This window comes from Pseudomonas sp. GL_091, assembly GCF_057837725.1.
The window spans coordinates 3,411,969-3,434,459 of sequence record NZ_CM174451.1 but is presented as its reverse complement, the minus strand read 5'-3'; the positions used below and the strand labels follow the sequence as shown (position 1 = coordinate 3,434,459).

16 protein-coding genes are annotated in these 22,491 nt (G+C 58.2%); 7 read left to right on the top strand and 9 right to left on the bottom strand.

Annotated elements, in window-relative coordinates; translation table 11 throughout:
* Positions 1-86: 86 nt before the first annotated feature.
* The 4 genes from AC3ITY_RS15710 to AC3ITY_RS15695 form a co-directional block, all read right to left on the bottom strand.
* Positions 87-1,034 carry an HlyD family secretion protein gene (locus AC3ITY_RS15710; protein WP_489310530.1) on the bottom strand — a complete coding sequence of 316 codons (948 nt, stop codon included), beginning with the start codon at positions 1,032-1,034 and terminating at the stop codon, positions 87-89.
* Between the two features lie 4 nt (positions 1,035-1,038).
* Complete coding sequence (locus AC3ITY_RS15705; RefSeq protein WP_032829912.1) at positions 1,039-1,239, bottom strand: DUF1656 domain-containing protein; 201 nt, start codon at positions 1,237-1,239, stop codon at positions 1,039-1,041.
* Positions 1,229-3,364, bottom strand: a complete 2,136-nt coding sequence (locus tag AC3ITY_RS15700) for an FUSC family protein (RefSeq protein ID WP_489310528.1) — start codon at positions 3,362-3,364, stop codon at positions 1,229-1,231. Before AC3ITY_RS15700 ends, AC3ITY_RS15705 begins: the two co-directional genes overlap by 11 nt.
* Positions 3,365-3,473: 109 nt before the next feature.
* Positions 3,474-7,667 (bottom strand): hypothetical protein, encoded by a 4,194-nt coding sequence (locus AC3ITY_RS15695; protein WP_489310526.1) that lies wholly within the window; start codon positions 7,665-7,667, stop codon positions 3,474-3,476.
* Between the two features lie 200 nt (positions 7,668-7,867).
* Between AC3ITY_RS15695 and AC3ITY_RS15690 the strand changes: the two genes are divergently transcribed.
* Both AC3ITY_RS15690 and AC3ITY_RS15685 read left to right on the top strand, forming a co-directional pair.
* The gene (locus AC3ITY_RS15690) at positions 7,868-8,923 is read left to right on the top strand and encodes a tetratricopeptide repeat protein (RefSeq protein ID WP_489310524.1); all 1,056 of its coding nucleotides are present in this window, start codon (positions 7,868-7,870) and stop codon (positions 8,921-8,923) included.
* Positions 8,924-9,149: 226 nt separating this feature from the next.
* Entirely contained in the window at positions 9,150-10,820 is a 1,671-nt protein-coding gene (locus AC3ITY_RS15685) for an ATP-binding protein (RefSeq protein WP_489310522.1), read from the top strand.
* Positions 10,821-10,824: 4 nt separating this feature from the next.
* On the opposite strand, the gene AC3ITY_RS15680 is transcribed toward AC3ITY_RS15685, so the two are convergent.
* From AC3ITY_RS15680 to AC3ITY_RS15660, 5 genes are all read right to left on the bottom strand, one after another.
* Positions 10,825-11,202 (bottom strand): response regulator, encoded by a 378-nt coding sequence (locus tag AC3ITY_RS15680; RefSeq protein ID WP_007970583.1) that lies wholly within the window; start codon positions 11,200-11,202, stop codon positions 10,825-10,827.
* 77 nt (positions 11,203-11,279) lie between these two features.
* Positions 11,280-12,461 (bottom strand): hybrid sensor histidine kinase/response regulator, encoded by a 1,182-nt coding sequence (locus AC3ITY_RS15675; protein ID WP_489310519.1) that lies wholly within the window; start codon positions 12,459-12,461, stop codon positions 11,280-11,282.
* On the bottom strand, positions 12,455-13,048 hold the full coding sequence (locus tag AC3ITY_RS15670) for a chemotaxis protein CheB (RefSeq protein ID WP_489310517.1): 594 nt from the start codon (positions 13,046-13,048) through the stop codon (positions 12,455-12,457). The genes AC3ITY_RS15675 and AC3ITY_RS15670 overlap by 7 nt, the downstream gene beginning before the upstream one ends.
* The gene (locus tag AC3ITY_RS15665) at positions 13,045-13,878 is read right to left on the bottom strand and encodes a CheR family methyltransferase (protein WP_489310515.1); all 834 of its coding nucleotides are present in this window, start codon (positions 13,876-13,878) and stop codon (positions 13,045-13,047) included. Before AC3ITY_RS15665 ends, AC3ITY_RS15670 begins: the two co-directional genes overlap by 4 nt.
* The gene (locus tag AC3ITY_RS15660) at positions 13,878-17,369 is read right to left on the bottom strand and encodes a response regulator (protein ID WP_489310513.1); all 3,492 of its coding nucleotides are present in this window, start codon (positions 17,367-17,369) and stop codon (positions 13,878-13,880) included. The genes AC3ITY_RS15665 and AC3ITY_RS15660 overlap by 1 nt, the downstream gene beginning before the upstream one ends.
* A gap of 257 nt (positions 17,370-17,626) precedes the next feature.
* On the opposite strand from AC3ITY_RS15660, the gene AC3ITY_RS15655 reads away from it, so the two are divergent.
* The 5 genes from AC3ITY_RS15655 (at position 17,627) to AC3ITY_RS15635 (ending at position 22,395) form a co-directional block, all read left to right on the top strand.
* Positions 17,627-17,989: a response regulator gene (locus tag AC3ITY_RS15655; protein ID WP_489310511.1), complete on the top strand. Its 363-nt coding sequence runs from the start codon at positions 17,627-17,629 to the stop codon at positions 17,987-17,989.
* 74 nt (positions 17,990-18,063) lie between these two features.
* Entirely contained in the window at positions 18,064-19,362 is a 1,299-nt protein-coding gene (locus AC3ITY_RS15650; RefSeq protein ID WP_489310509.1) for a glycosyltransferase, read from the top strand.
* Between the two features lie 109 nt (positions 19,363-19,471).
* On the top strand, positions 19,472-20,377 hold the full coding sequence (locus AC3ITY_RS15645; RefSeq protein ID WP_489310507.1) for an AraC family transcriptional regulator: 906 nt from the start codon (positions 19,472-19,474) through the stop codon (positions 20,375-20,377).
* 53 nt (positions 20,378-20,430) lie between these two features.
* On the top strand, positions 20,431-20,892 hold the full coding sequence (locus tag AC3ITY_RS15640) for a hypothetical protein (RefSeq protein WP_477783892.1): 462 nt from the start codon (positions 20,431-20,433) through the stop codon (positions 20,890-20,892).
* Between the two features lie 192 nt (positions 20,893-21,084).
* Complete coding sequence (locus AC3ITY_RS15635; RefSeq protein WP_477783891.1) at positions 21,085-22,395, top strand: ABC transporter substrate-binding protein; 1,311 nt, start codon at positions 21,085-21,087, stop codon at positions 22,393-22,395.
* Positions 22,396-22,491: the final 96 nt, after the last annotated feature.

The following is a 22,491-nucleotide window of genomic DNA, read 5'->3' as shown; positions in this document are numbered from 1 at the left end:
CGCGATGGACGTCAACGATGACGCGACAAACCTGATTCGCCTCGTCGTCATCGGGTTTGTCGCGAGCAGGCTCGCTCCTACAGGGGTTAGCGGTGTTCTTCGACGGTCACAGTGGCCGTGGTCCCCGCCCTCAGGTTGTTTTTACCCGCATAGTCGGCATCGATCTCGATCCGCACCGGCACCCGCTGCGCCAGTTTGATCCAGGTGTAACTGGGGTTGATGTTGGCCAGCAGGCGGCCACCGGGCAGGTTTTCCCGGTCGGCAATGGCGAAGGCAATGCTCTGCACTTTGCCGCCGAACGTTTCGCCACTCATCAACTCGATCTTGACCCGGTCGCCTTCTCCGATCCGCGGCAACTTGGTTTCCTCAAAGTAACCGCTGACATAGAACGAGTCGCTGTCCACCAGCGCCAGCAATGGACCGCCGGCCGTGGCATAGTCGCCCTCCCGGGTCAACAGATTGGTGACATAGCCGGTCACCGGCGAAACGACGTGGGTACGCTGCAAATCGAGCTCGGACTGGGTCAACGCCGCGATGGCCAGTTGCACATTGGCCTGGGCCAACACCAGATTGGCCTGATTACGCAGCAAGTCAGCCTGGGCCACCGACACATCGGTGTTGGCCTTTTCCCACTCTTCACCGGAAATCGCCGAACGATCCTTGAGCGTGCGCCGGCGCTGCTCCTCGCTCTGACGTTGTTTGAGCAAGGCTTCGCTGGCGGTAATGGTCGCCTGGGCCTGCCCGAGCGAGGCTTTCGCCACCTCTACCGCGCGTTTGGCATGCTCCACCGCCAGGATGTAACGCGCCGGATCGATCTCCAGCAGCGCCTGGCCTTGATTCACATGTTGGTTGTCCTGCACGGCCAGACTGACGATTCGCCCCGAAACATCGGCGGACAAGGTCACCACATCGGCACGCACCCGGGCATCCCGGGTCCAGGGCGCGCGGGTGTAATGCTCCCAGGCGAACCACCCCAGGATGAAGGCCAGCAGGACCACCGCCACCGTCGTGAGTCGGGAAAGGATGTTCTTCAAGGCATCAGGCTCCCATGACCAGAATCAACGTGGCGCAGACGCAGGCGTACAACGCGCCTTCGAACAATGCCTCGTGCCAGACAAACTGCAGCACACCGAGGCGCCGCAACGTCCAGTCCAGCAACAGAAAAATCGGCAAGCCCAGCAGCAGCGCCTGAGCAATCGGGGGCAGATAGGCACCCCCCACTTCCAGATCAATGGGCAAGGACAGGGTCTCCTTCAAGGCCTGAGGGTTGAAAGTAGCCACGATAGCGTTCCACGAACGACACCACGATCAACAGCGCCACACGCATCCGGAACACCGACCACAAGCGCTCATGAACATCGGTATGCAGGGCATCCAGGTCGTCGCCCAAGGCGTGGAGGCTATCAAGCACCTGCGCCACTTCGACCCCGGGGCGACCGGCGACCAGCCTTCCCGTTTCCCGGACTGTCGAAAACAGGCGACGTTGCAGATCCGGACTCAGTAGCGTGTTGTTCTGCCCCTGCTGCCTGAGCTGATTCAAGGCAGTACCCAGTGCCATGCAGCCCAGGCTGACCTGGAACCGCTCACGTGATTGTGGCTCCCGGGTCGCCGGCAGCAACCCCAGCATCATGGTCAGGCGATCTACCATGCGGCTCTCGAAGGCAAACTGCTGCTCATCGGTCGCCGGGGTTTTCAGCAAGGCGTACACCTGCTCGCAGTTCTCTTTATGGAGCCGGCGCATGCGCAAATCAGGCATGAACGGAAAGATCAGCGCGTAGACACTCAATGCCAGCACGGTCGCGCAGGTATAGGCACCAGCAAACTCGAACCACTGGATGGCGGTGTTTTGCCCAATCCCCACGTTCAACGGGCCGAGCAACAGAAAGGTCGTGAGCCCCAGACCAATCCCGGTACCTGTTGTGGGTGGACTGGCCAGCCCCACCGCAACCGCGTAGAGCAAGGGCGCCAGCAGCAAGGCAAGCATCTCGAAATTGCTGATCATCGGCACAAACATGAACTGGAGGAGCGCCGAGGCCACCAGTGCCAGCCCGAATCCCCTCGCGTAGCTTTGAACGGCCAGCAGCGGCCGTGGAAACGTCGACATCAGCGAGCAAAGGATGCCCACCAGCACCATCCCGCCTCGCGCACCGTCCCAACCGGTTTCGATCCAGATCAGGCCTGCGATCAACAGCGCGGAAAAGGCCCGGACGGCATTCATGGTCGCCAGGGTGAAGTCCAGGTGCAGCGGGTTTTCCCGCCCGCGAAACACGCTGCTGGCTGGGCGCCCGCTCTGGATGGCATCGCTCAATTCCAGAATCTGCTCCAGTTGCTGCAGCAGGCGCGCCTGCTCCCAGCGCAGCGACCAGGCCAGCGAACGCAAGGTGGCTGGCAGTGGCTCAGTCAATTGTTCGGCCCTGTAGGCCAGCTCATCAAAGCGATGTTGCAGCGAAGTGAAATAGTGGCGCTTGTCACTGGACAGCGAACGCCCCTCCCGCGCCAGTTCATCGAGAAAGGCCAGTTCTTCGGCACGCAGCCGTTGAATTTCTTCAGGCAACTCGCCCTCCCAGCGCTCGGTCAACAGCAGCCGCTGGTGGCGCAAGGCGGTCAGCCGTGCGGTCAATAACACCAATTGGTTGCCCAGCAGTTGCACCAGACCGTTGGCACTGCGTAACCGTGGCGCATCGAAGTACATGTGTCGGCGCACGCCCTCCAGGCCGCTGATCTGCCCCAGCAGTTGCATTTGCCGCTGCTGGAAATCGGCTTCGCTCTCTTCGGTGCGGATGACGGCGCTGGCATGGGTGGCCAGCAACCGGGTGATTTGATCGATCCTGGCGAAGTAATCCCGGGCCACGGCTTCGGGCCTGGCGGTAAGCAGGCTGACCACGCACACACAGGCAACCGCCAGCAGCGTCTCGGTGACGCGGGTCACCGCCAGCAAAAACATGCCGTCCTGGTCCGGCACCGCCAGCAAGGCCACCACCACGGCGGTGTAGCCGCTGAGGACAAACGCCCCGGAACTGGTATAGCGCAACAAGGTGCCACCAGCGGTGCACAACGCCAGCCACAACGCCAGGGTGGTGATGAACGGCAGCGGCGCCTGGGGAAAGATCGCCATGATCAGCACCGCCACGGCCGCGCCCGTCGTGGTGCCGATCACCTGGCCAAAGCTGCGCGCCAGCACCATGCCGCCCAGTGGCTGGCTGATGATGACCACGGCCATGATCGACCACTTGGGCTGGTCCAGATCGAACAAAAACGCCAGGTACAAGGTCAACAACCCGGCCGCCATGGTTCGCAAGGCGAACAGCAACACCCCGGACCCGGGGTTGAGCATGGCCTTGAAGTACTGCAACAACGCTTGCATGGGAAGGCTCTTGAAAACATCTCCTGCAAGCGTAGTCACTGCTTGGGGGCAACGAGAGGTTTCGGCTTCGGCGAAATCTCTCATCAGCTTCGTTTATCAGTGTCTTGAGTTACTTTGGCTTATGGGGTAATGAGGTCGAGTTACCCTTCGGTAAATGCTTGAGCAATCGACCCTTGCTGAGATCCAGATCACCGATACTTTGCTTGACACTGTTTTCCAGTGCCTTGGGGTTTGGGAAGAAAACACCTTTGCTGTCGTACGCTCCCAGTATCCTGCCAGCCGGGATGTCCTTGCCGTAGTTGATTTCCAGCGGCTTGAAGCCAAGTTTGGATGGATTGGCGCTACCAAAATTATGATTTTTATACAGGTCGTAGCCCTTGAGCTTCCTGCCATCGATTACGTATGTGTAACCCCCTCTACCGCCGCCATAATGAAAAGCGCCTGCGCCACTGTCCTTATAGTAAGCAGACGTTGAAATGCCCATGCCGTCCATGTCCAGCGCGTCTTTGCCACCCCCAAAACCGCCTTTCATGCCATTGACCTGTTTGACATCGGTAATAGGCGTGCGCAATTTGAAGCCATTTTTAAAAACCTCCTGGGGCGGTCGCATATCACCCCGCATGACAAATCCTTTATAGACATAGCCATCTTTGGCACCCGAAAAATAGACATGCCGCGCTTTATTCATCAGTTTTTGAGCGATATGCGGTCCATCACCCAAATGATTCAGCCTATTGATGACTTGTGCGTTTTTAAACTTGAGTTGCATGCTACGCAGCGTATTTGAATAGTCCTTGAACTTTGGCGGAAGCCATTTCGGAATTCCCTTGGATTGCTTGACGATAGTTTTAGACAAGCCTTTTGCGCTGAATCGTTGAAGGACGCTTCGAGCAATGCTCAGGCGGCTGAGCCTGGACAGTGACTTACCCACTATCTTCCCCGCCAAGGGGCCGGCGAATTCGGATACCGCACCGAACAGCGCGTTTGTCCTGTGTTCCTCCGCAATCGCCGGATCATCCGCGACGATCGCGCGCAACGCATCCATCCCCGAAGACGCAATGCCCAACAATAACGCGGCAGCTGCACAAGCGGCGGCTGATACAGCGGTTCCAACCATGGGTATCAAACCGACTCCGATGGAGATGGCTTGAAGCAAGTGACCCGAAATGGTCAACACGGTATCCGTCAAAAGCTCCCCGCTCGTGGCTACCAACGCATCGATATCAAGAAGGACCTTTTCCACCTGTATGAGGTGAAGCCGATCCATGACCGCCTCGGGCGGCGTCTCTGTCGTAATAAAGGGTTCGTACCCCGGTTGCGATGCTTTAGCTGACGGGACTGAAACATAATCGTCGTCGACACGATCATGGTTGTACTTAAGGGCGATGCGTTGCCAGATGTCTTCTTTCAGTGTTGCTAACGCTTCGGGGGTGTATTTCGGCGCCGAATCATAGGACAACTCGACAACTTTGCCTTCCCCACCCAGCAATACCAACAAAGCCTTGTGAGGGCCTCCGGCGAGATAAACTGCGTTGGAAATCGGGACGGCTGCATAAAAACCACGCCTGGAATTGGCAATCGCCAGGCTCGGACGAACATTACCACTGAGAAAGTCATTGGCGATTTTAGCCGCGCCAGCAGAGCAGTTGCCGGTGCTCAGATGCTGTTTAACAACACTCTCGATTTCCTGTTCCTTCGTCAGTTTCCAGAGTTCAGCGACATCCGGGCGATTTAACGTCGATGAGATGAATGTTCGGTAGCTTTCCTGAAAGTCCGCGTTTTCTATGGCAGTTTTCAGTTGCTCGGACATGCCATCCGGCCAAATGATCGATGGCAGTTCCAGGAGCGGAACACCTTTGCGATGTGCCTTGATACACAGATCGGTCAACGTGAAATTATTGGTTTCAGGTACCCCCAGTACTGTGCGCAGATTAGCCCCCTGATACTTCACATCAACAACCGTATCCGGATTGATTCCAGCCTTTATATCCGACGCAGTGCCGGCTTCGGAAAACAGGGCTGAAGCGGCATTTTTTATGTATGTGACAGGGTCAGCCATTTCAGCGGCGGCTTCAAACGTGGCGTAAATCTTTTCCACGGTCTGTTCAAGGGTAAAACCGGGCGCGATTTCCTCCTTTGAGTGCATGGCAACACTGGCGCTGACCTCGATTGCGCCATATTCAATCACCGCTCTGACTATTTTCTTATCGACACTGCCTGACTCCAGGCTTCGTTTCACGCGAGCCCCCGACATGGCCACATTATCCGGGAACGAGCCAAGCAAAACGTCAATCGGTGCTTCAGTCGCGACGTCGCTTTCTTCAGCCGATTCATCGGCTGCCTCCTGCGCCTCTTGTGCCGCAATCGCCTCCAGGTAACTCAGATAGGTTGCACCTGGGATGCCCGGAAAGGGTTGCTGCAAAAGCGCCTCGATATCTTCAGAAAGTTGAGGATCGTCGCTTGGGTCAAGGTATTCGGACTGGTTGACAAGCTGCGCAACAGCCTCGGCAAAATCAGGTTCGTCGTCAAACAACTCCTCGACATCATTGAGAATATCGGTGGGGTCTTGCTCGATTATGGTCACATCAGAATGCTCGGGCTCGACCGCTTCTGGTTCAGGCAAAAACCACTGGGCGTAAAGATTGGTCAGCGCCACGTACAGACTGAATGCGGCGACAGAACGCCCCGGATTGCGCTCGATCAATTCACCAGTACGGCTCATGACTGCGACGCCGGTACTGACCAGGGTACCGCTCATTCGGCCAAGCCAGTTTTGCAAATGTTCTTTGAAATCCTCCATTGAGGGCAGCCTGTTGCCGAGGGAACCGGGCGGCCCGCCCTCTAACGGAGCGGTTGTTAGCTGATTCACCTGCGTGGGCGCCAACAAGTCCTCCATTTCCACTATTACAGTGGCATTAGCACTGTCCCACGGCATCATTTTCCCGACGATCTGGTGAACAACGTCATCGAGTTGCGCTGCGAACTGACTCAGTGACGCTGGGAGCTCTTGCTGTTGCTCCGGCAATGGAATGAATGGCTGCGCCGGAAGCTCGCTCGCGCCATTTTTCCAGGCTGGCTGGTTCGGTTCGGGATTAGGACGAGAGCTGGGACTGGGGCTGGGGCCAGATGTCGAAATATGACTGTGGTCCAACTTCAACGCCCCGAAGGCATCGAGCACGTTGCAGGCGTATAAAAACTTCCCGGCAATACCTTTGGGGATTCGTGGGCCGTCAAGGGTGATGTTCGAGAAAAAATCGGCGTTACGCTCGATGGTCTGCAAGTGCGACAGCAATGTTGGGCCACGCTCGGCCGACGGTCGCTCCGTCTCTCCTTTTGAGCTAATCATCATGACCAGGAATGCGCCCGCCCCTTGGGAAAAACTTTCCAGCAAGCAGGGGCCGGCGAGCCACTCCAACCAGGCCTGTGGGGGCACTTCAGCAGGCCTTATTTGAGCAAGGACGGATTCGACTCTCTCTGGAAACTTTGGGTGCCAACGCTTGCGCACGTCGTCCGTAGGGTTCTTGAGTTCCTCTATGAATTCGGACAGTGCCTGGCGTGCTTCTTCAGGGGTGGGGCGTACGATACGCATGTCTTCGAGCATCATCAGCTTGCCGTCAAGCGTGCTACCGCTTGCACGGATATCGGAACGCGCCCGTTTGGCAATCTGCTTGATGGCTTCCCATTGGCTATCCTCCACCAGGCCGCCGTTTGCAATCCGTTCATCCCGGTGCTTACTTGAATGGTCCAGCTGTTTCTGGATAACCCCTGCAACGCCCTCTGTACTGGGTCCACTGATAAATCTTGTGTTTTCCCCGAATGCGGATTGCCATAGAGCGGGTGGCAAATGACAAATCACGTTTACGATTTCTCGCAGTCGCGTGTGTGTCAGCTCCCCAACCGGACTTATCGAGCGCACTATCGCGTCAGCCAATAACCCGGCAAGCGCCTTACCTGTCTCTGTTTGCAGGATGCCACTGCTCAGTACTTCCAGCACATCCTGCTCGCAAAGGCTTGTAGTTCTCAAATAGTCCTTGAGCGCTGACCATTCGCGATCAAGGTGCGCCTGATCGGCAAAATCCCCATAGGACTCAATAAATGCCGGGCATGCCAACACTGGCGCTGCCAAGTCGGCATTCAACCCTGGAGCATTTGCCTGGGGCTCGATGTTGATGTTCAGTGTCTGCGATCCATTACTCGCGCCTGAATACTCCTGAGAGAGTCGGTTTTGCGGCTGCTGGTCGTTAAACAGGAAATGCAACCTCGGCGAACCCGAGACAGACGTGGCATTACTGGAAGGCAGCATCGAATTTTTTCCGTTGGGGCAGGACTATTTCCGTCCAGCTTAAATAGCTGCCTCCCGGACTTCTTTTAAAAAACGCCTATTGCGTTACGCTGCCGAATAATCAATCGAGGGCACCCTGCCCCGACTCAAGGTTTGACTCAAAGCCTGGCCTGACCGAAGCTGGCGTCTTTGCAAAAGCTTGCCAGCTTCCGGATTCCTGCATGCCCAAGTCCCGCCGCTATCTGTTTATCAGCCTCTTCGCCCTGCTCGTCATCGGTCTTGCGTGGTTTTCCCTGCGCGGTACCACCCCGGTGGTTCCCGAAGCCATCCAGCATGGCTACAGCGAAGCGCTGGCGGCAGCCCGGGCCGGCAAACCAGGTGCCGCGCGGGTGCTCTATCAGCAACTGGCCCGTCCGGACCTGTCCCCCAAGCGTCGTGTCTGGTTGCATGCCGAACTGCCCAACTACCCAAGTTCGGTGGCCCTGAAACTGGCGGATGCCGACTTGCAGAACGAGTCGCCCGAAGTGCGTATCGCAGCGATCAGGAGCATCAGCGGCCTGGTGCCGAATGGCCAGCGCAGTCTGCTGCTGGGGCCATTGCTCGATGACAGCGAACAAAGCGTGCGGTTGGCGGCCATCAATGCGCTGCTGGGGTTGTCACCGGATGACCTGGGTTTGTATTTCGGGCCACTCGAGCAAGCCATCGATGCCTGGGAGCAAGTGCTCAAGAGCGCGCCGCAAAGCGCCGAAAATCAATACCAACTGGCCCGGCTGCACCTGCACAATGCCGAGCTAAAGGAAGCGCAACAGGCGCTGGACAACACCCTGCGCCTGGCGCCGGACAACCTGCCGGCGCTGGTGCTGCAAATCGAGGTGCTGGATAAACAGGGCCAAAACGACACCGCCCGGCAACTATTGGCCAGGCAACTGCAGGCACAGCCCAACTCAGCCTACTTGCAACACGCTTTGGGGCTCTGGCTGCTGCATCACGAGCAAAGTGAATTCGCCCTGCTCGGCCTGTCCAAGGCCGTTGAACTTGAGCCCAATAACCGGGATTACCGCTACGACCTGGCCACCACGTTGCACGGTGAGCAAGAGCTCGAAGCGGCACAGAATCAGTTGCAGGAAATCGTTCAGCGCCATCCGAACGATCGCAAGGCTCGGGTGCTGTTGATCAATTACTGGAAAGAAAGCGGGCAGTTGCAAAACGTGCAGATCCTGTTGGCCCAACTCGAACAGATGAACCCCGATGATCCGTCGTTGCAACAAGGGCTTTGACCCCGCCTGAAATTTCGTTGAACCGTCGTCCCGGCCCAGGGTCAAGTGAAAAGGCAGCCCGTTGCGGCACTTCGCAGCGGCTGCCTCGTTGACCCTGGCCATGTGAGGACGCTTGCTTGTCTCTATCCAACGATTTGAACCGAGCCAAGGCCGCCACCGGTATCGAAGGTCTGGACGCTATCCTCGACGACGGATTGTCCCTTGGATGGCAGCTGGACAATATCCCGTGAAGGCCGTGCAAGCGACACCCGAACGCGCCATCATCCTTGCACCGCGGGCACGCGACGGCCAGATGACCTTGATGATGCTCAAAAAGGCAGGGCTCCACGGGGTGATCAGTCGCGACCTGCCGGGATTGTGCGTCGAGCTGGAACAGGGTGCCGGCCTGCTGCTGATCTCTTACGAGGCGCTGCTGGGTGCTGATCTCGAACCGCTGGTCCGGCTGATTGAACAGCAGCCCGCGTGGTCGGACCTGCCGATCGTGTTGATGACACACCATCGTGGCCCGCAACAGAACCCGGCATCACGCTTCGGCGCGCAATTGGGCAACGTCACCTTCCTCGAACGGCCTTTTCACCCGGTCACACTGATCAGCCTGGTCACCACCGCCTTGCGCGGGCGTCGACGACAGTACGAAGCCAGGGATCGGCTGATCGACCTGAGCCAGAGCGAGTTGCGCCTGCAAAACACTCTCGAGACCCTTGAGCAGCAGGTGGAAGAGCGCACCGCGCAATTGCGCCACAACGAAGAAGCGTTGCGCCAGTTGCAGAAAATGGAAGCCGTCGGCCAGCTCACCGGCGGCATCGCCCATGATTTCAACAACATGCTCACCGGCATCATCGGCAGCCTGGAATTGTTGCGTCGACGCCTGGCCCGGGGGCGAACCGAAGACCTGGACAGCCTGATAAATCTGGGGGTGACTTCGGCCAACCGCGCGGCGGGCCTGACTCACCGCCTGCTGGCGTTTTCCCGCCGCCAGTCGCTGGACTCCAAACCCGTGGAGATGAACGCCCTCGTGATCTCCATGGATGAACTGCTGCAGCGCAGCATCAACGAAAGCATTCGTCTGGACATGCAACTGGACGAGCAACTGTGGGTGGCCGAAGCCGACCCCAATCAACTGGAAAGCGCCCTGCTCAACCTGGTGATCAATGCCCGCGATGCCATGCCCAATGGAGGCAGACTGGTGGTCTCTACCTCGAACCAGCACTTTGATGAGGACTTCACCCAAGGCCAGAGCAATCTCGATGCGGGTGACTACGTGGTGCTCAGCGTGACCGACACCGGCTGTGGCATGCCACAAAGCACCATCAACCGCGCCTTCGACCCGTTCTTCACCACCAAGCCCATCGGCCAAGGCACCGGCCTCGGGCTATCGATGATCTACGGTTTCAGCAAACAGTCGGGTGGCCACGTCGCCATCCACAGCGAAGTGGGCAAAGGCACCACGGTGAGTCTGTTTCTGCCGCGCTTTGGCGGTGACCTGCCCCGGGACCATCCACTGGACGTCGAACATTCGCCCATCGCCAATAATGGCGAGACGGTGTTGATTGTCGAGGACGATCCGGCGGTGCGGGTCCTGGTCAGTACGGTGTTGAGCGATCTGGGTTATGCCTTCGTCGAGGCCTGTGATGGTGATAGCGCCGTGCCGATACTCGATTCGCCTCAGCGCATCGACCTGCTGATCAGCGATGTCGGCCTGCCCGGCATGAATGGCCGGCAACTGGCGGAAATCGGCCGGCAACTGCGGCCCGATCTCAGGGTGCTGTTCATCACCGGCTACGCCGAGCACGCCGCGGTGCGCGGCGGGTTCCTCGATCCGGGCATGCAGTTGATCACCAAGCCGTTTACCTTTGATCTGTTGACGGCGAAGGTCAGGGAGATGATCAGCGCCTGAACACTTACGAAAGCATGTCCTGCATCAATTCCTGCAATTTATCCAGATCGAACGGTTTGTCCAGGATCGGCGCCTTGCGCGTGATCGGGCTGTCGGTCTCACGGATTTCCTGGGCATAGCCGCTGATGAAAATCACCTTGAGTTCCGGTCGCAGCTTCACGGCGGGCTCGGCGATCTGCACGCCGGAGATTCCACCGGGCAGGCGGAAGTCGGTGATCATCATGTCCAGGTGCGGTTTGCTCGCCAGGATTTCAAAAGCCTGTTCGCCGTTTTCGGCCTGCAACACGCGGTAACCCTCGCCCGACAGATAAGCGGACAGCACCATCAGAATCGAGGGATCGTCCTCGACGACGAGTACTACATCTTGTGCATCTTCGCTCATGGGAAGCCTTTGTTCGGTCAATTGCTGCTGATACGACCGTGGGGTCGATCAGAGGTTGCGTTTATCTGGCTGTTTTCCTACAGCGGCAGACAAACGCGAAACAAGGCGCCTTCGCCAATCCTGCTCTGGACGGTAATAGTACCGCCATGGGCGGTGACAATCTGTTCTGAAATAAACAATCCCAGGCCCAGCCCGGCGACGGCATGCTTGGCCGATACCCGCTCGAACTGCTGGAAAATCCGTTTCTGGTTTTCTTCGCTGATGCCGATCCCTTGATCCTGCACGTCCACCAGCGCCTGGCCACCTTCACTGTAGACCTTCACCGAGATCGGGCTCTTGGCCCCGTAGCGCAAGGCGTTGGTCAACAGGTTGGATATGACCTGTTCAATACGAAATTCGTCCCAGTTTCCGATCACCGGTTGCGCGGCATCAAGGGTGACCGACGCCTCGGCGGCGTCGATCTGCTGGGAAAAGTTATGTAACAGGTGGCGAACCAGCGTCGAAAGATCGATGCGCGTTGGCCGGATCGACAAATTTCCGGTGCGAATGCGCGAGACATCGAGCATGTCTTCAATCAAGCGAATGAGGCTTTTGATCTGCCGCTCGTCGCGGTCGACCATGGCATGCATCTTGTCCAGGGTGAAGGCGGCGGCGTTGTCCCGAGCCAGGTGCATCTTGCGCAACTGGGTTTCAAGGATCAGACCATTGAGCGGCGTGCGCACTTCGTGGGCGACGATGGACATGAAGTCATCGCGCATGCGCACCGCCTGTTCCAGTTCCAGCTGGGTGTTTTGCAGCTGCTTGAGCAGGGTCTCCTGTTCACGGCGACTTTGCTCAAGGGCCAGCACTTGTTCCTTCATCGCCTTGCTTTGGCGATACAGGTCGACGAACACATTGACCTTGCTCTTGACCGCCTGGATGTCCAGCGGTTTGTGCAGGAAGTCCACGGCACCGCTTTCATAGCCCTTGAACGCGTAGTTCAGTTCACGCCCGGCGGCGCTGACGAAAACGATCGGAATGTTCCTGGTTTTTTCCGTGCCACGCATCAACTCGGCCAGCTCGAAGCCATTCATATCGGGCATCTGCACATCGAGGATGGCCAAGGCGAATTCGTGTTGCAACAGCAGGGATAAGGCTTCGTCAGCGGACAGCGCCTTGTAGACGATGCGGTCCTCACGCTTGATCAGCGCTTCAAGCGCCAGCAGATTCTCTGGCAGATCGTCCACGATCAGCAGTTTGGCCTGAATATTACTTAGCATGCGATTCGTTCCAGCTCGACAAGCAAACGGCCGATGCCGCGTACAGGAAGTATGTGATCCGGCTGGTGCATATCCAGCGCAGCCTGGGGCATGGTGGCGACCTGAGCCTCTTGCGGGTCTTGCACGATGGTCAAGCCACCGCGCAGCTTGACCTGAGCCAGCCCACGCGCGCCATCGCGGTTGGCGCCGGTGAGCAATATCGCAGCCAGATTGGCGCCGTACGCATCGGCGGCCGATTCGAACAGGTAATCGATAGCGGGTCGCGAATGATGCACACGAGGCTCCAGGCTCAGGGAAAAGCTGCGGTCCTGCTCCACCGACAGGTGATAACCGGGCGCCGCGAAATACAGCGTGCCGGCCTCGACCGGGGTCTTGTCGCACGCCTCCAGCACCGGCAGGGCAACCCGGCGGGAAAACACGTCCGCCAGCTGGCTGCGGCGCTCGTCCGGCAGGTGCAGCACAACAATGATCGGCAGTGCGAAGCCTTCGCGCAGCGGGCCGAGGATACTCAACAGCGCCTCGACGCCACCGGCGGAGGCACCGATCACGATCGCTTCGATAGCCGGCAATTTCGTTGCACTGTTCATGATTTTCGATAGATCCGTTCTTGTTTGACCAGCGGCTCGAACTGATTGCCGAAGGCTGAGAAATCCGGGGTTTCCTTACTGCCCAGCACCAGAAAACCGCGATGGCAGAGGGACTCATGAAACAGTCCGAATGCCCGATCCTGAAGTTTTTTATTGAAATAAATCAATACGTTACGACATGAAATTAATTGAGTTTCGGAAAATACGCTGTCCGTTGCCAAACTGTGATCGGCGAAGGTCACGTTCTCGCGCAGGGTCTTGTCGAAAATCGCGTACCCATAGGCCGCCGTATAGTAGTCGGCAAACGAGCTCTGGCCACCGGCCTGCTGGTAATTAGCAGTGTAGGCGCGGACGTTCTCCATCGAGAAAATCCCTTGCTTGGCTTTTTCCAGTGAGCGCGGATTGATGTCGGTGGCGTAGATGATGGTACGGTCGAGCAGGCCCTCTTCGCGCAGCACAATGGCCATCGAATACACCTCTTCACCGGTGCTGCATCCGGCGATCCAGACCTTGATCGAAGGGTAGGTTCGCAGCAGCGGCACCACTTCCTTGCGGATGGCCAGGAAGTGCGAGGGGTCGCGAAACATCTCGCTGACCGGAATGGTCAGCAATTGCAGCAGTTGCATGAACGCGGCGGGATCGTGCAGGACCTTATCCTGCAATGCCGAGATGGTGTTGCACTCGAACTGACTCAACGCATGGTTGACCCGGCGCCTGATCGAGGCGCCGGAGTAATCGCGAAAATCGTAGCTGTACTTGAGATAGATCGCCTCGATCAACAACCGCAATTCGATTTCGCTGTTTCGCTCCACTGAAAAATTGCGCTCCACTAGATCCGTTCCATCTTCGGTAACCACACACGAATCAGCGAAAACAGGCGATCGAGGTCGATGGGCTTGGCCAGGTAATCGTTGGCGCCGGCCTGCAGGCAGCGCTCCTGATCGTCCTTCATGGCCTTGGCCGTCACCGCGATGATCGGCAGCTTGCGCCAGCGCGGGTCCTTGCGGATTTCAACGGTGGCTTCAAAGCCATCCATCTGCGGCATCATCACGTCCATCAACACCAGATCGATGTCTTGCACCTCATTCAATCGTTCAATCGCTTCACGGCCGTTGCGGCCAATGACCACGACTGCGCCCTTTTGCTCCAGCGCGCTGGTGAGGGCGAAAATGTTGCGCACATCGTCATCCACCAGCAGCACCTTGCGGCCCTCGAAGACCTTGTCCCGACTGCGGGCGACCTTGAGCATCTTCTGCCGTTCATGGGACAACCGTGATTCGACTTTGTGCAAAAAAAGCGTCACCTCATCCAGCAAGCGCTCCGGCGAGCGTGCGCCCTTGATGATGATCGACCGCGAATACTTGCGCAGTTCGGCCTCTTCATCCCGGGTCAGGTTGCGCCCGGTATAGACGATGACGGGCGGAAAGGAGCAGATATCTTCGGTGGACATGCGCTTGAGCAGGTCATTGCCGAGCATGTCCGGCAGTTTGAGATCGATGATCATGCAATCGAAGACGGACGTGCGCAGCAGGTCCAGCGCCTCCTGCGCCAGGCCAACGGCAGTGATCTCGATGTCATCGTCGCCGATCAGGCGGGCAATGCTGTCGCGCTGCAAGTCGTCGTCCTCGACCAGCAGCACGCGCTTGACCTTCTGGGTCAGCTTGGCCTCGAGGCGTGCAAAGACGTCCTTGAGTTCCTCGCGGGTGGTCGGTTTGACCGCATAGCCAATGGCGCCCATGTGCATCGCCGCTTCGACCCGGTCCTCGACCGAAATCACATGCACCGGGATGTGCCGGGTTTCGGCGTGTTCCTTCAGGCGTTGCAGCACGGTCAGGCCGGAATGATCCGGCAGGCGCATGTCGAGCAGGATCGCATCGGGGATGAACGCCTTGGCCAGGTCGTAGCCTTCGTCGGCGCCGTGGGCCACCAGGCACTGATAACCCAGTTCATGGGCCAGGTCGTAGAGGATGTGCGCAAAGTTCGGTTCATCCTCCACCACCAGAATGCAGCGGCTGGTGAACGGCCCCTTGTTGCGATCGTCGTCGAAACGCGGAATGTCGACTTCGGCCACCAGTGGCGACAACGTGGGCGGCAATACACTCGACGTGGCTGTCACAGGAACGGCTCGCATCGGTTCAACAGGCACTTCGCCCGGTTCCACGTACTGCCGTGGCAAGACCAGGGTAAACACACTGCCCTGCCCCGGCGTGCTGCTCACGCTGATGGAGCCGCCGAGCAAGGCCGCCAGGTCACGGGAGATCGACAACCCCAGCCCGGTGCCGCCGTAACGCCGGTTGGTGGTGCCATCGGCCTGACGGAACGCTTCGAAAATGCTTTCGTGCTGATCCGTTGCAATTCCGATCCCGGAATCGCGGATGCTGAACGCGATGCCGTCGTTCGGCGCAGTGTCGACGGACAGGCTGACGCTGCCCCTTTCAGTGAATTTCACCGCGTTGGACAACAGGTTCTTGAGGACCTGCTCCAGGCGCTGGCGGTCGGTGAACAGCATCAGCGGCGCACCGTCCTGCATATCCACCTGGAAATCCAGTTGCTTGTCCGTGGCCAACGGCTGGAACACGCCGCGCAGGCCATCCACCAGACGCACCACGCTGGTGTTCTCCGGACGGATTTCCAGCTTGCCGGCCTCGACTTTGGAAATATCCAGAATGTCGTTGATCAGGTGGAGCAAGTCATTGCCGGCGGAGTAGATCGACTCGGCGAATTTGACTTGCTCGTCAGTGAGGTTTTCCTCCTGGTTTTCCGCCAGCAGCTTGGCCAGGATCAGCGAGCTGTTCAGCGGCGTGCGCAGCTCATGGGACATATTGGCGAGGAATTCGGACTTGTACTTGCTCGAACGCTGCAATTCTACTGCGCGCTCTTCGAGCTGAATCTGGACCTGATTGAGCTCGGTATTCTTCAGATCCATGGCGTCGCGTTGCTCGGCCAGTGCTTCTGCCTGCTTGGCGAGTTGTTCGTTGGTCTGCTCCAGCTCCACCTGCTGGGTTTCCAGGTGCGCCTGGGACTCCTTGAGAATCCGCGACTGCTCTTCGAGCTCTTCGTTGGCGGTCTTGAGTTCTTCCTGCTGAACCTGCAATTCTTCGTTGAGTTGCTGGGTTTCGGCCAACACCTCCTGCAAACGCTGGCGATAGCGTGCCGCCTCGATCGAGGTGCCAATGTTGCCGGCTATCAGCTCAAGCAATTCAACGTCACGGTCCGTCAGTGGACGCAGAAAGCCCAACTCGATCACGCCGTTGACCCGCTCGTCGTCGCTGGTTGGCACCACCAGCACACTGCGCGGCAAACCGTCACCGAGGCCGGAGCTGACCTTGAAGTAATCTCCCGGCACATCGTCCAGGCGAACCAGCCGTGCCTGCTGCGCCACCTGGCCGACAATGCCTTCGTCGCTGTGGATCTGCTGTTCACGCTCCTCCTGTTCGCGAGAGAAGCCGTAGGTAGCGATGCGGTTGAGGCCACCGTCGTCTTCGCGCACATAAATAGCCGCCACGACGGTGCCCAGGTACTGCGCGCAAAATTGCAGGATGTTGCGACCCAGCATGTTCAGGCTCAATTGCCCCAGCACCTGCTCGGCCAGCTCGGTCTGGCCGTTGCGCAGCCAGGCCTGCTGCTCCAGACGACGGGCGCTAGCTTGCTGGGCGGCAAGGTTGACGCTGTAGTTCTGCGTCAGCGTCAACAAATCGCGGCGCCCGACATACGCCAGCAACCCGCTGACCCCGGCAATGAACAACAGGTAGAGACTGATGCTCACGACGGTGGTACGTCGCACTTCATCATTGCGCGATGCGCGCAACTGTTGCTCGGCGTCGATCACCTCCTCGAACTGCTTGCGAATTTCATCGGTCAGCCGTTTACCGCGTCCGGCCTTGACCACAGTGCGATAGTCCCCGCTGCGGCGCTGCAAATCGATCATCGATTGTGCATAGTCGCTCCACTCCTGCTGCAAGGCCTGCAACCGCAACAAGCGATCGGTCTGCAGGGGGTTGTCGGCGGTCAGTTCGAGCAAGGTGTTGAGCGCCACGGCGATGCGCGGCTTGGCGGTTTCGAAGGGATCGAGGAAATGTTCGTCGCCACTGAGCAGGAAACCGCGCATCCCGGTTTCCAGATCCACGGTCAGCTTGACCGCTTCATTGGCGTTATTGATCACCCGGTCGGTGTGCTCCACCCACTGGATCGTCGACAGTAAATAGGTGATCAGCGACACGAAGAACACGGCGCTGATGAGACCCAGGCCCAAAGGCAGGCTGATGTTGCGGCTCAGGAGTTTACGAAATCGTTGTTCATCAACCGAGGACGCGGAGGACATGGGGCAGGCCTTGTCGAACTGTCAGAATGCAAGGAGTTTGCCCCAAAACCGGCACATTGATCCAATTTTCTGACATGTTTGCGCGCAAGGTCCTACATTGCGCTGCGCCCGTTCCAAGCCACGGGTTATCCTTGCGTGGCCTGCACTGCAATTCTTTTTTACAACGTTGGGAACTTGTCGGGATCCGCCACTTACTCATGCAAGAGGCCGACGATTTCCAGCGACCGGCAAAGCCAATCTTTTTCGAGAGTTCGACTATGTCATCCGCCAACGCCTCCACCATCCTTGTCGTCGAAGACGATGCCATCGTGCGCATGCTGATCGTCGACGTACTGGAAGAACTGGAATTCAAGGTGCTGGAAGCCGATGGCAGCGAACAGGCGCTGGAGACCCTCAAGGATGTGAACCAACACATTGACCTGATGATGACTGATGTTGGCCTGCCGGTCATGGACGGCCGCGAGCTGGCCAATCAAGCACGCGCGTTACGTCCAGCCCTTCCAATTCTGTTTGCCAGCGGGTATGCCGAAAACATCGACGTGCCTCAAGGCATGCACTTGATCGGCAAACCCTTCTCCATTGATCAGTTACGCGACAAGGTCAAAAGCATTCTCGGGTGACACTGCGCTGCGCTGTGGTTTAATGCGCGCCTTTTTCGTCCCTGCCCTGTCTTCGCTTCAAGGAATTCCCGTACATGATTGAGCCCTGCGCAACCAAAGTCCTGGTCATTGGTTACGTCTGGCCCGAGCCCCGCTCTTCGGCGGCCAGCGGGCATGTCATGCAGATTCTCGACGTTCTCCTGGAACAAGGCTGGGACATCACGTTCAGCAGCCCGGCAGGCTTCGGCGAGCAACGCGCAGACCTGACGGCGTTGGGTATTCGCGAAGTCCCCATCGAGCTGAACAACAGCAGTTTCGACGCTTTCATCAGTGAACTGGCGCCGGACATCGTGCTGTTCGATCAATTCATGATGGAGGAACAGTTCGGCTGGCGGGTCGAGAAGTATTGCCCCGATGCCTTGCGTGTGCTCGAAAGCTGCGACCTGCAAAGCCTCCGGCAGGGTCGTCATCAACGTCTCAAGGAGCGTTTGAAGGCCAGTGACGACAACAATGACTTCAGCGACCTGTTCGCCCAGGCGTCGCGCGAAGAATTCGAACATATGGCCAATACCGATATGGCGAAGCGCGAAATCGCCTCATTTTATCGTTGTGATTTGACGCTGATGGTTTCCGAAGTGGAAATCGAATTGCTGGTCGAGCAGTTCAGGTTTGCGCGCAACCTGTTGCACTGGTGCCCGTTGATGGTCGATGTTCCGACCCGTGCGCCGGTACCGTTTGAAGACCGCGCACACTTTCTTCATATCGGTAACTTTCGCCATGCGCCCAATTGGGATGCCGTGCTCTGGTTGAAAACCGCCATCTGGCCGCTGATTCGCGAGCAGATACCCGGCGCTCAATTGCATATCTATGGTGCCTACACACCACCCAAGGCAACTGCCCTGCATAACCCTGCCCAGGGTTTTCATGTGATGAACTGGGCAGAAGACGCCCTGCAAGTCATGTCGTCGGCGCGGGTATGTATGGCGCCTCTGCGTTTTGGCGCGGGAATCAAGGGCAAGATTGTCGATGCGATGCTCTGTGGCACACCGAATGTGACGACGCCAGTGGGTGCCGAGGCGATGCATGGCGAAGAGGCATGGCCCGGTGCAGTGACTCGTTCGGCACGCGAGTTCGCCGATCATGCCGTGCAACTCCATAACGACAAGACGCGCTGGCTGGACGCCCAGGCCCACGGGCAAACCCTGCTTGTCGGCCGTTACCAGAAATCCGTTCATGGCCCGGCGCTGATCCAGCGACTGGTCGATTGCCAACGGGATCTGGCCAACATCAGACGAGATAATTTTACCGGCAGCATGCTGCGTCATCACCAGCACAAGAGCACTCAATACATGGCGCAATGGATTGAGGCGAAGAACCGCCTTAATCTGGAGTAGCCCACCCTCCTTGCGCGCACCTTGCATGAACAGACGCACCGGCGGTAGTAGCGTTAGCCCTGCGGCAAGAGGCATGATCGGGGCGGGATAACAACATAAGCGCCCTGACATGACCCGCACCGCCAGAGTCACCGATCCTTCCTATGAGTTGATGGACGACCACAACGGCTTGTCCATCATCTACCGCCAGCATGGTTTCCCCTGCCCCCTGGTGCGCTGGCATTTCCACAAGGAATACGAACTGCACCTGATCGTCGCCAGTTCTGGCAAGGTGTTCATCGGCGACTACATCGGCAACTTCTATCCTCAGACACTGTTTCTCACCGGCCCCAACCTGCCCCACAACTGGATCAGCCAGGTAGCCGAGGATGAAGTGGTGCCCAAGCGCGACATGCTGGTCAACTTCACCGACGAGTTGTTCGACAGCGGCTATCAGGTATTCGGCGAACTCAAGGCCCTGGCGCCGTTGCTGGAACGCGCGCAGTACGGCATCGAATTTCGCTGCAAGCACACCATTGGCAAGGCGATGGATCTGATGCAGCGCATTGCCGACACCACCGGTGTGACCCGGCTCGGGCACTTTTTCATTCTGTTGGAATTGCTTGCGGCCACCGACGATTACCAATTGCTCTCTGGCGCCACGACCCCGCAACTGGCCGACGAGCACAACATCGATCGCACCAACCGCGCAGTGGATTACATTTTTGCCCACTACGCCCGGGACTTGACGCTGGAGGAAGTCGCCGATCATCTGGGCATGAAACCGACTTATTTCAGCCGGGTGTTCAAGCAGGCCACCGGACGCAATTTCATTGAATTCGTCAATCGCCTGCGTATCAGCAAGTCCTGTGAACTGCTCGCCGATGGCGACAAGCCGGTCACTGACGTGTGCTTCGAATCGGGCTTCAACAATATTTCCAACTTCAACCGGCGCTTCCAGCAACTCAAGGGCATGACCCCGTCGCACTACCGGCGGTTGGTGGTGCAGCGGTTGACTGAGCAAAACCAGGGATAGCCGCTGGTCGGAACTGGTAGTTTTGACAGTGGTTTGGCCGTGATGGGTTATCCATGCTTGCAGCAACCCAGCCATCCACATCGAGACCTCAGACCATGTGCCCTGATTCCTCACAAGATTGCGCCGCCTCAACAAACATCGACGAGAACGCACGCTTCGACACGCCGGGAGAAACCCTGGGCTGGACGGGCGAAGGTGAAATAAAACAGGATGACATCGCCAACAAGTACTGCTGGTTTTCAAAGGATGCCCGGCGGGATTTTGGGCAACAACTGCCGCCGTCGATTGATGTCCGGGTGCTGATCCGGCTTCGCGGTCTTTTGGCCGACGAAATATTGATTGCTAGGCATCCCGCTGGTGTCCGCGAGATCAAGGAGGTGTCCGTCCAACAGCACAGCTTGTACCAGATTGAAGGTGCCAAAGCCGGTGCGGATGGAGTATTTTTCGTGCACTTTAGCTTGACCAGCGGACGAACCATGTCGATTGAGTCGATCCAGGTACGAGCGCCCGTGTGAGGAACGCAAAGCAAGGGCTGGCATTTCAGCAAAACTCCATCAGTGCAAAATAGTATCAGCCAAAGTGCTGCCAACGCTTTGTCATCGTCCGTATTGAAGGTTGTAATCAGTGCACATTCTTCCTGTCTTCGGAAGACACAAAAACAATAACTGTCCTTCTGTATCCCGCCGGGTGCAGAAAAGGAGTGCACGATGCAACCTTCGGTAAAAGCTCTGCTTGCCCTCACCTGCATGACCCTCAGCAGCGTCAGCCTTGGCGCACAGACCCTGACCATCGCCACCGTCAACAACAGCGACATGATCCGCATGCAAAAGCTCTCGAAAACCTTCGAGGCCGAGCATCCGCAGATCAAGCTCAATTGGGTGGTCCTCGAAGAAAACGTCCTGCGCCAGCGCCTGACCACCGACATCGCCACCCAGGGCGGGCAGTTCGATGTGCTGACCATTGGCATGTACGAAGCCGCACTCTGGGGCGCCAAGGGCTGGCTGGAGCCGATGAAGGATTTGCCGGCCAGCTATGCCCTCGATGACGTGTTCCCGTCGGTGCGCGAAGGCCTGTCGGTCAAAGGCTCGCTGTACGCCCTGCCGTTTTACGCCGAAAGCTCGATCACCTACTACCGCACCGATCTGTTCAAGGACGCCGGCCTGACCATGCCCGAGCGCCCGACCTGGGAGCAGATCGGTGAATTCGCCGCCAAATTGAACAAACCCGAGCAGGAACAGTACGGCATCTGCCTGCGTGGCAAGGCCGGCTGGGGCGAGAACATGGCGCTGATCAGCACTGTGGCCAACGCCTATGGCGCGCGCTGGTTCGATGAAAAGTGGCAGCCGGAATTCAATGGTCCCGAATGGAAAAACGCGCTGAACTTCTATGTCGACACCATGAAGAAATCCGGCCCGCCGGGGGCGTCGAGCAACGGTTTCAATGAAAACCTGGCGCTGTTCAACAGCGGCAAATGCGCGATCTGGGTCGATGCCAGCGTCGCCGGCTCGTTCGTCACCGACAAGTCCCAGAGCAAGGTCACCGATCACGTCGGCTTCACCTATGCGCCGCATCAAGTCACTGACAAGGGCTCGGCCTGGTTGTACTCCTGGGCGCTGGCCATTCCGACCAGTTCCAAGGCCAAGGACGCGGCGAAAACCTTCAGCGCCTGGGCCACGTCCAAAGAATACGGCGCACTGGTCGCGGAAAAAGACGGCATCGCCAACGTGCCGCCGGGCACCCGGGCCTCGACCTACAGCGAGGCGTACATGAGCGCCGCCCCGTTCGCCAAGGTCACGCTGGAGTCGCTCAAAGCCGCGGACCCGAGCAAGCCGGGCGCCAGACCTGTGCCGTACATCGGCATCCAGTTGGTGACCATTCCCGAGTTCCAGGGCATTGGTACCCAGGTCGGTAAATCCTTCTCTGCGGCGCTGATCGGCCAGACTACGGTCGACCAGGCCCTGGCGGCGGCCCAGCAAACCACCGAGCGCGAGATGAAGCGCGCGGGTTATCCCAAGTAACCCATCAGCACTCATTTTGTGGCGAGGGAGCTTGCTCCCGCTGGGCTGCGAAGCGGCCCCAAACCCAGCAACGGTGTTTTTTCTGACAGGACACTT

What these genes read in the sequence shown, in the direction of transcription:
- AC3ITY_RS15635 (WP_477783891.1), top strand. Translation starts at nt 21,085, where the DNA reads ATGCAACCTTCGGTAAAAGCTCTGCTTGCCCTCACCTGCATGACCCTC.
- AC3ITY_RS15695 (WP_489310526.1), bottom strand. Translation starts at nt 7,667, where the DNA reads ATGCTGCCTTCCAGTAATGCCACGTCTGTCTCGGGTTCGCCGAGGTTG.
- AC3ITY_RS15655 (WP_489310511.1), top strand. Translation starts at nt 17,627, where the DNA reads ATGTCATCCGCCAACGCCTCCACCATCCTTGTCGTCGAAGACGATGCC.
- AC3ITY_RS15700 (WP_489310528.1), bottom strand. Translation starts at nt 3,364, where the DNA reads ATGCAAGCGTTGTTGCAGTACTTCAAGGCCATGCTCAACCCCGGGTCC.
- AC3ITY_RS15675 (WP_489310519.1), bottom strand. Translation starts at nt 12,461, where the DNA reads ATGCTAAGTAATATTCAGGCCAAACTGCTGATCGTGGACGATCTGCCA.
- AC3ITY_RS15680 (WP_007970583.1), bottom strand. Translation starts at nt 11,202, where the DNA reads ATGAGCGAAGATGCACAAGATGTAGTACTCGTCGTCGAGGACGATCCC.
- AC3ITY_RS15690 (WP_489310524.1), top strand. Translation starts at nt 7,868, where the DNA reads ATGCCCAAGTCCCGCCGCTATCTGTTTATCAGCCTCTTCGCCCTGCTC.
- AC3ITY_RS15650 (WP_489310509.1), top strand. Translation starts at nt 18,064, where the DNA reads ATGATTGAGCCCTGCGCAACCAAAGTCCTGGTCATTGGTTACGTCTGG.
- AC3ITY_RS15660 (WP_489310513.1), bottom strand. Translation starts at nt 17,369, where the DNA reads ATGTCCTCCGCGTCCTCGGTTGATGAACAACGATTTCGTAAACTCCTG.
- AC3ITY_RS15670 (WP_489310517.1), bottom strand. Translation starts at nt 13,048, where the DNA reads ATGAACAGTGCAACGAAATTGCCGGCTATCGAAGCGATCGTGATCGGT.
- AC3ITY_RS15645 (WP_489310507.1), top strand. Translation starts at nt 19,472, where the DNA reads ATGACCCGCACCGCCAGAGTCACCGATCCTTCCTATGAGTTGATGGAC.
- AC3ITY_RS15640 (WP_477783892.1), top strand. Translation starts at nt 20,431, where the DNA reads ATGCTTGCAGCAACCCAGCCATCCACATCGAGACCTCAGACCATGTGC.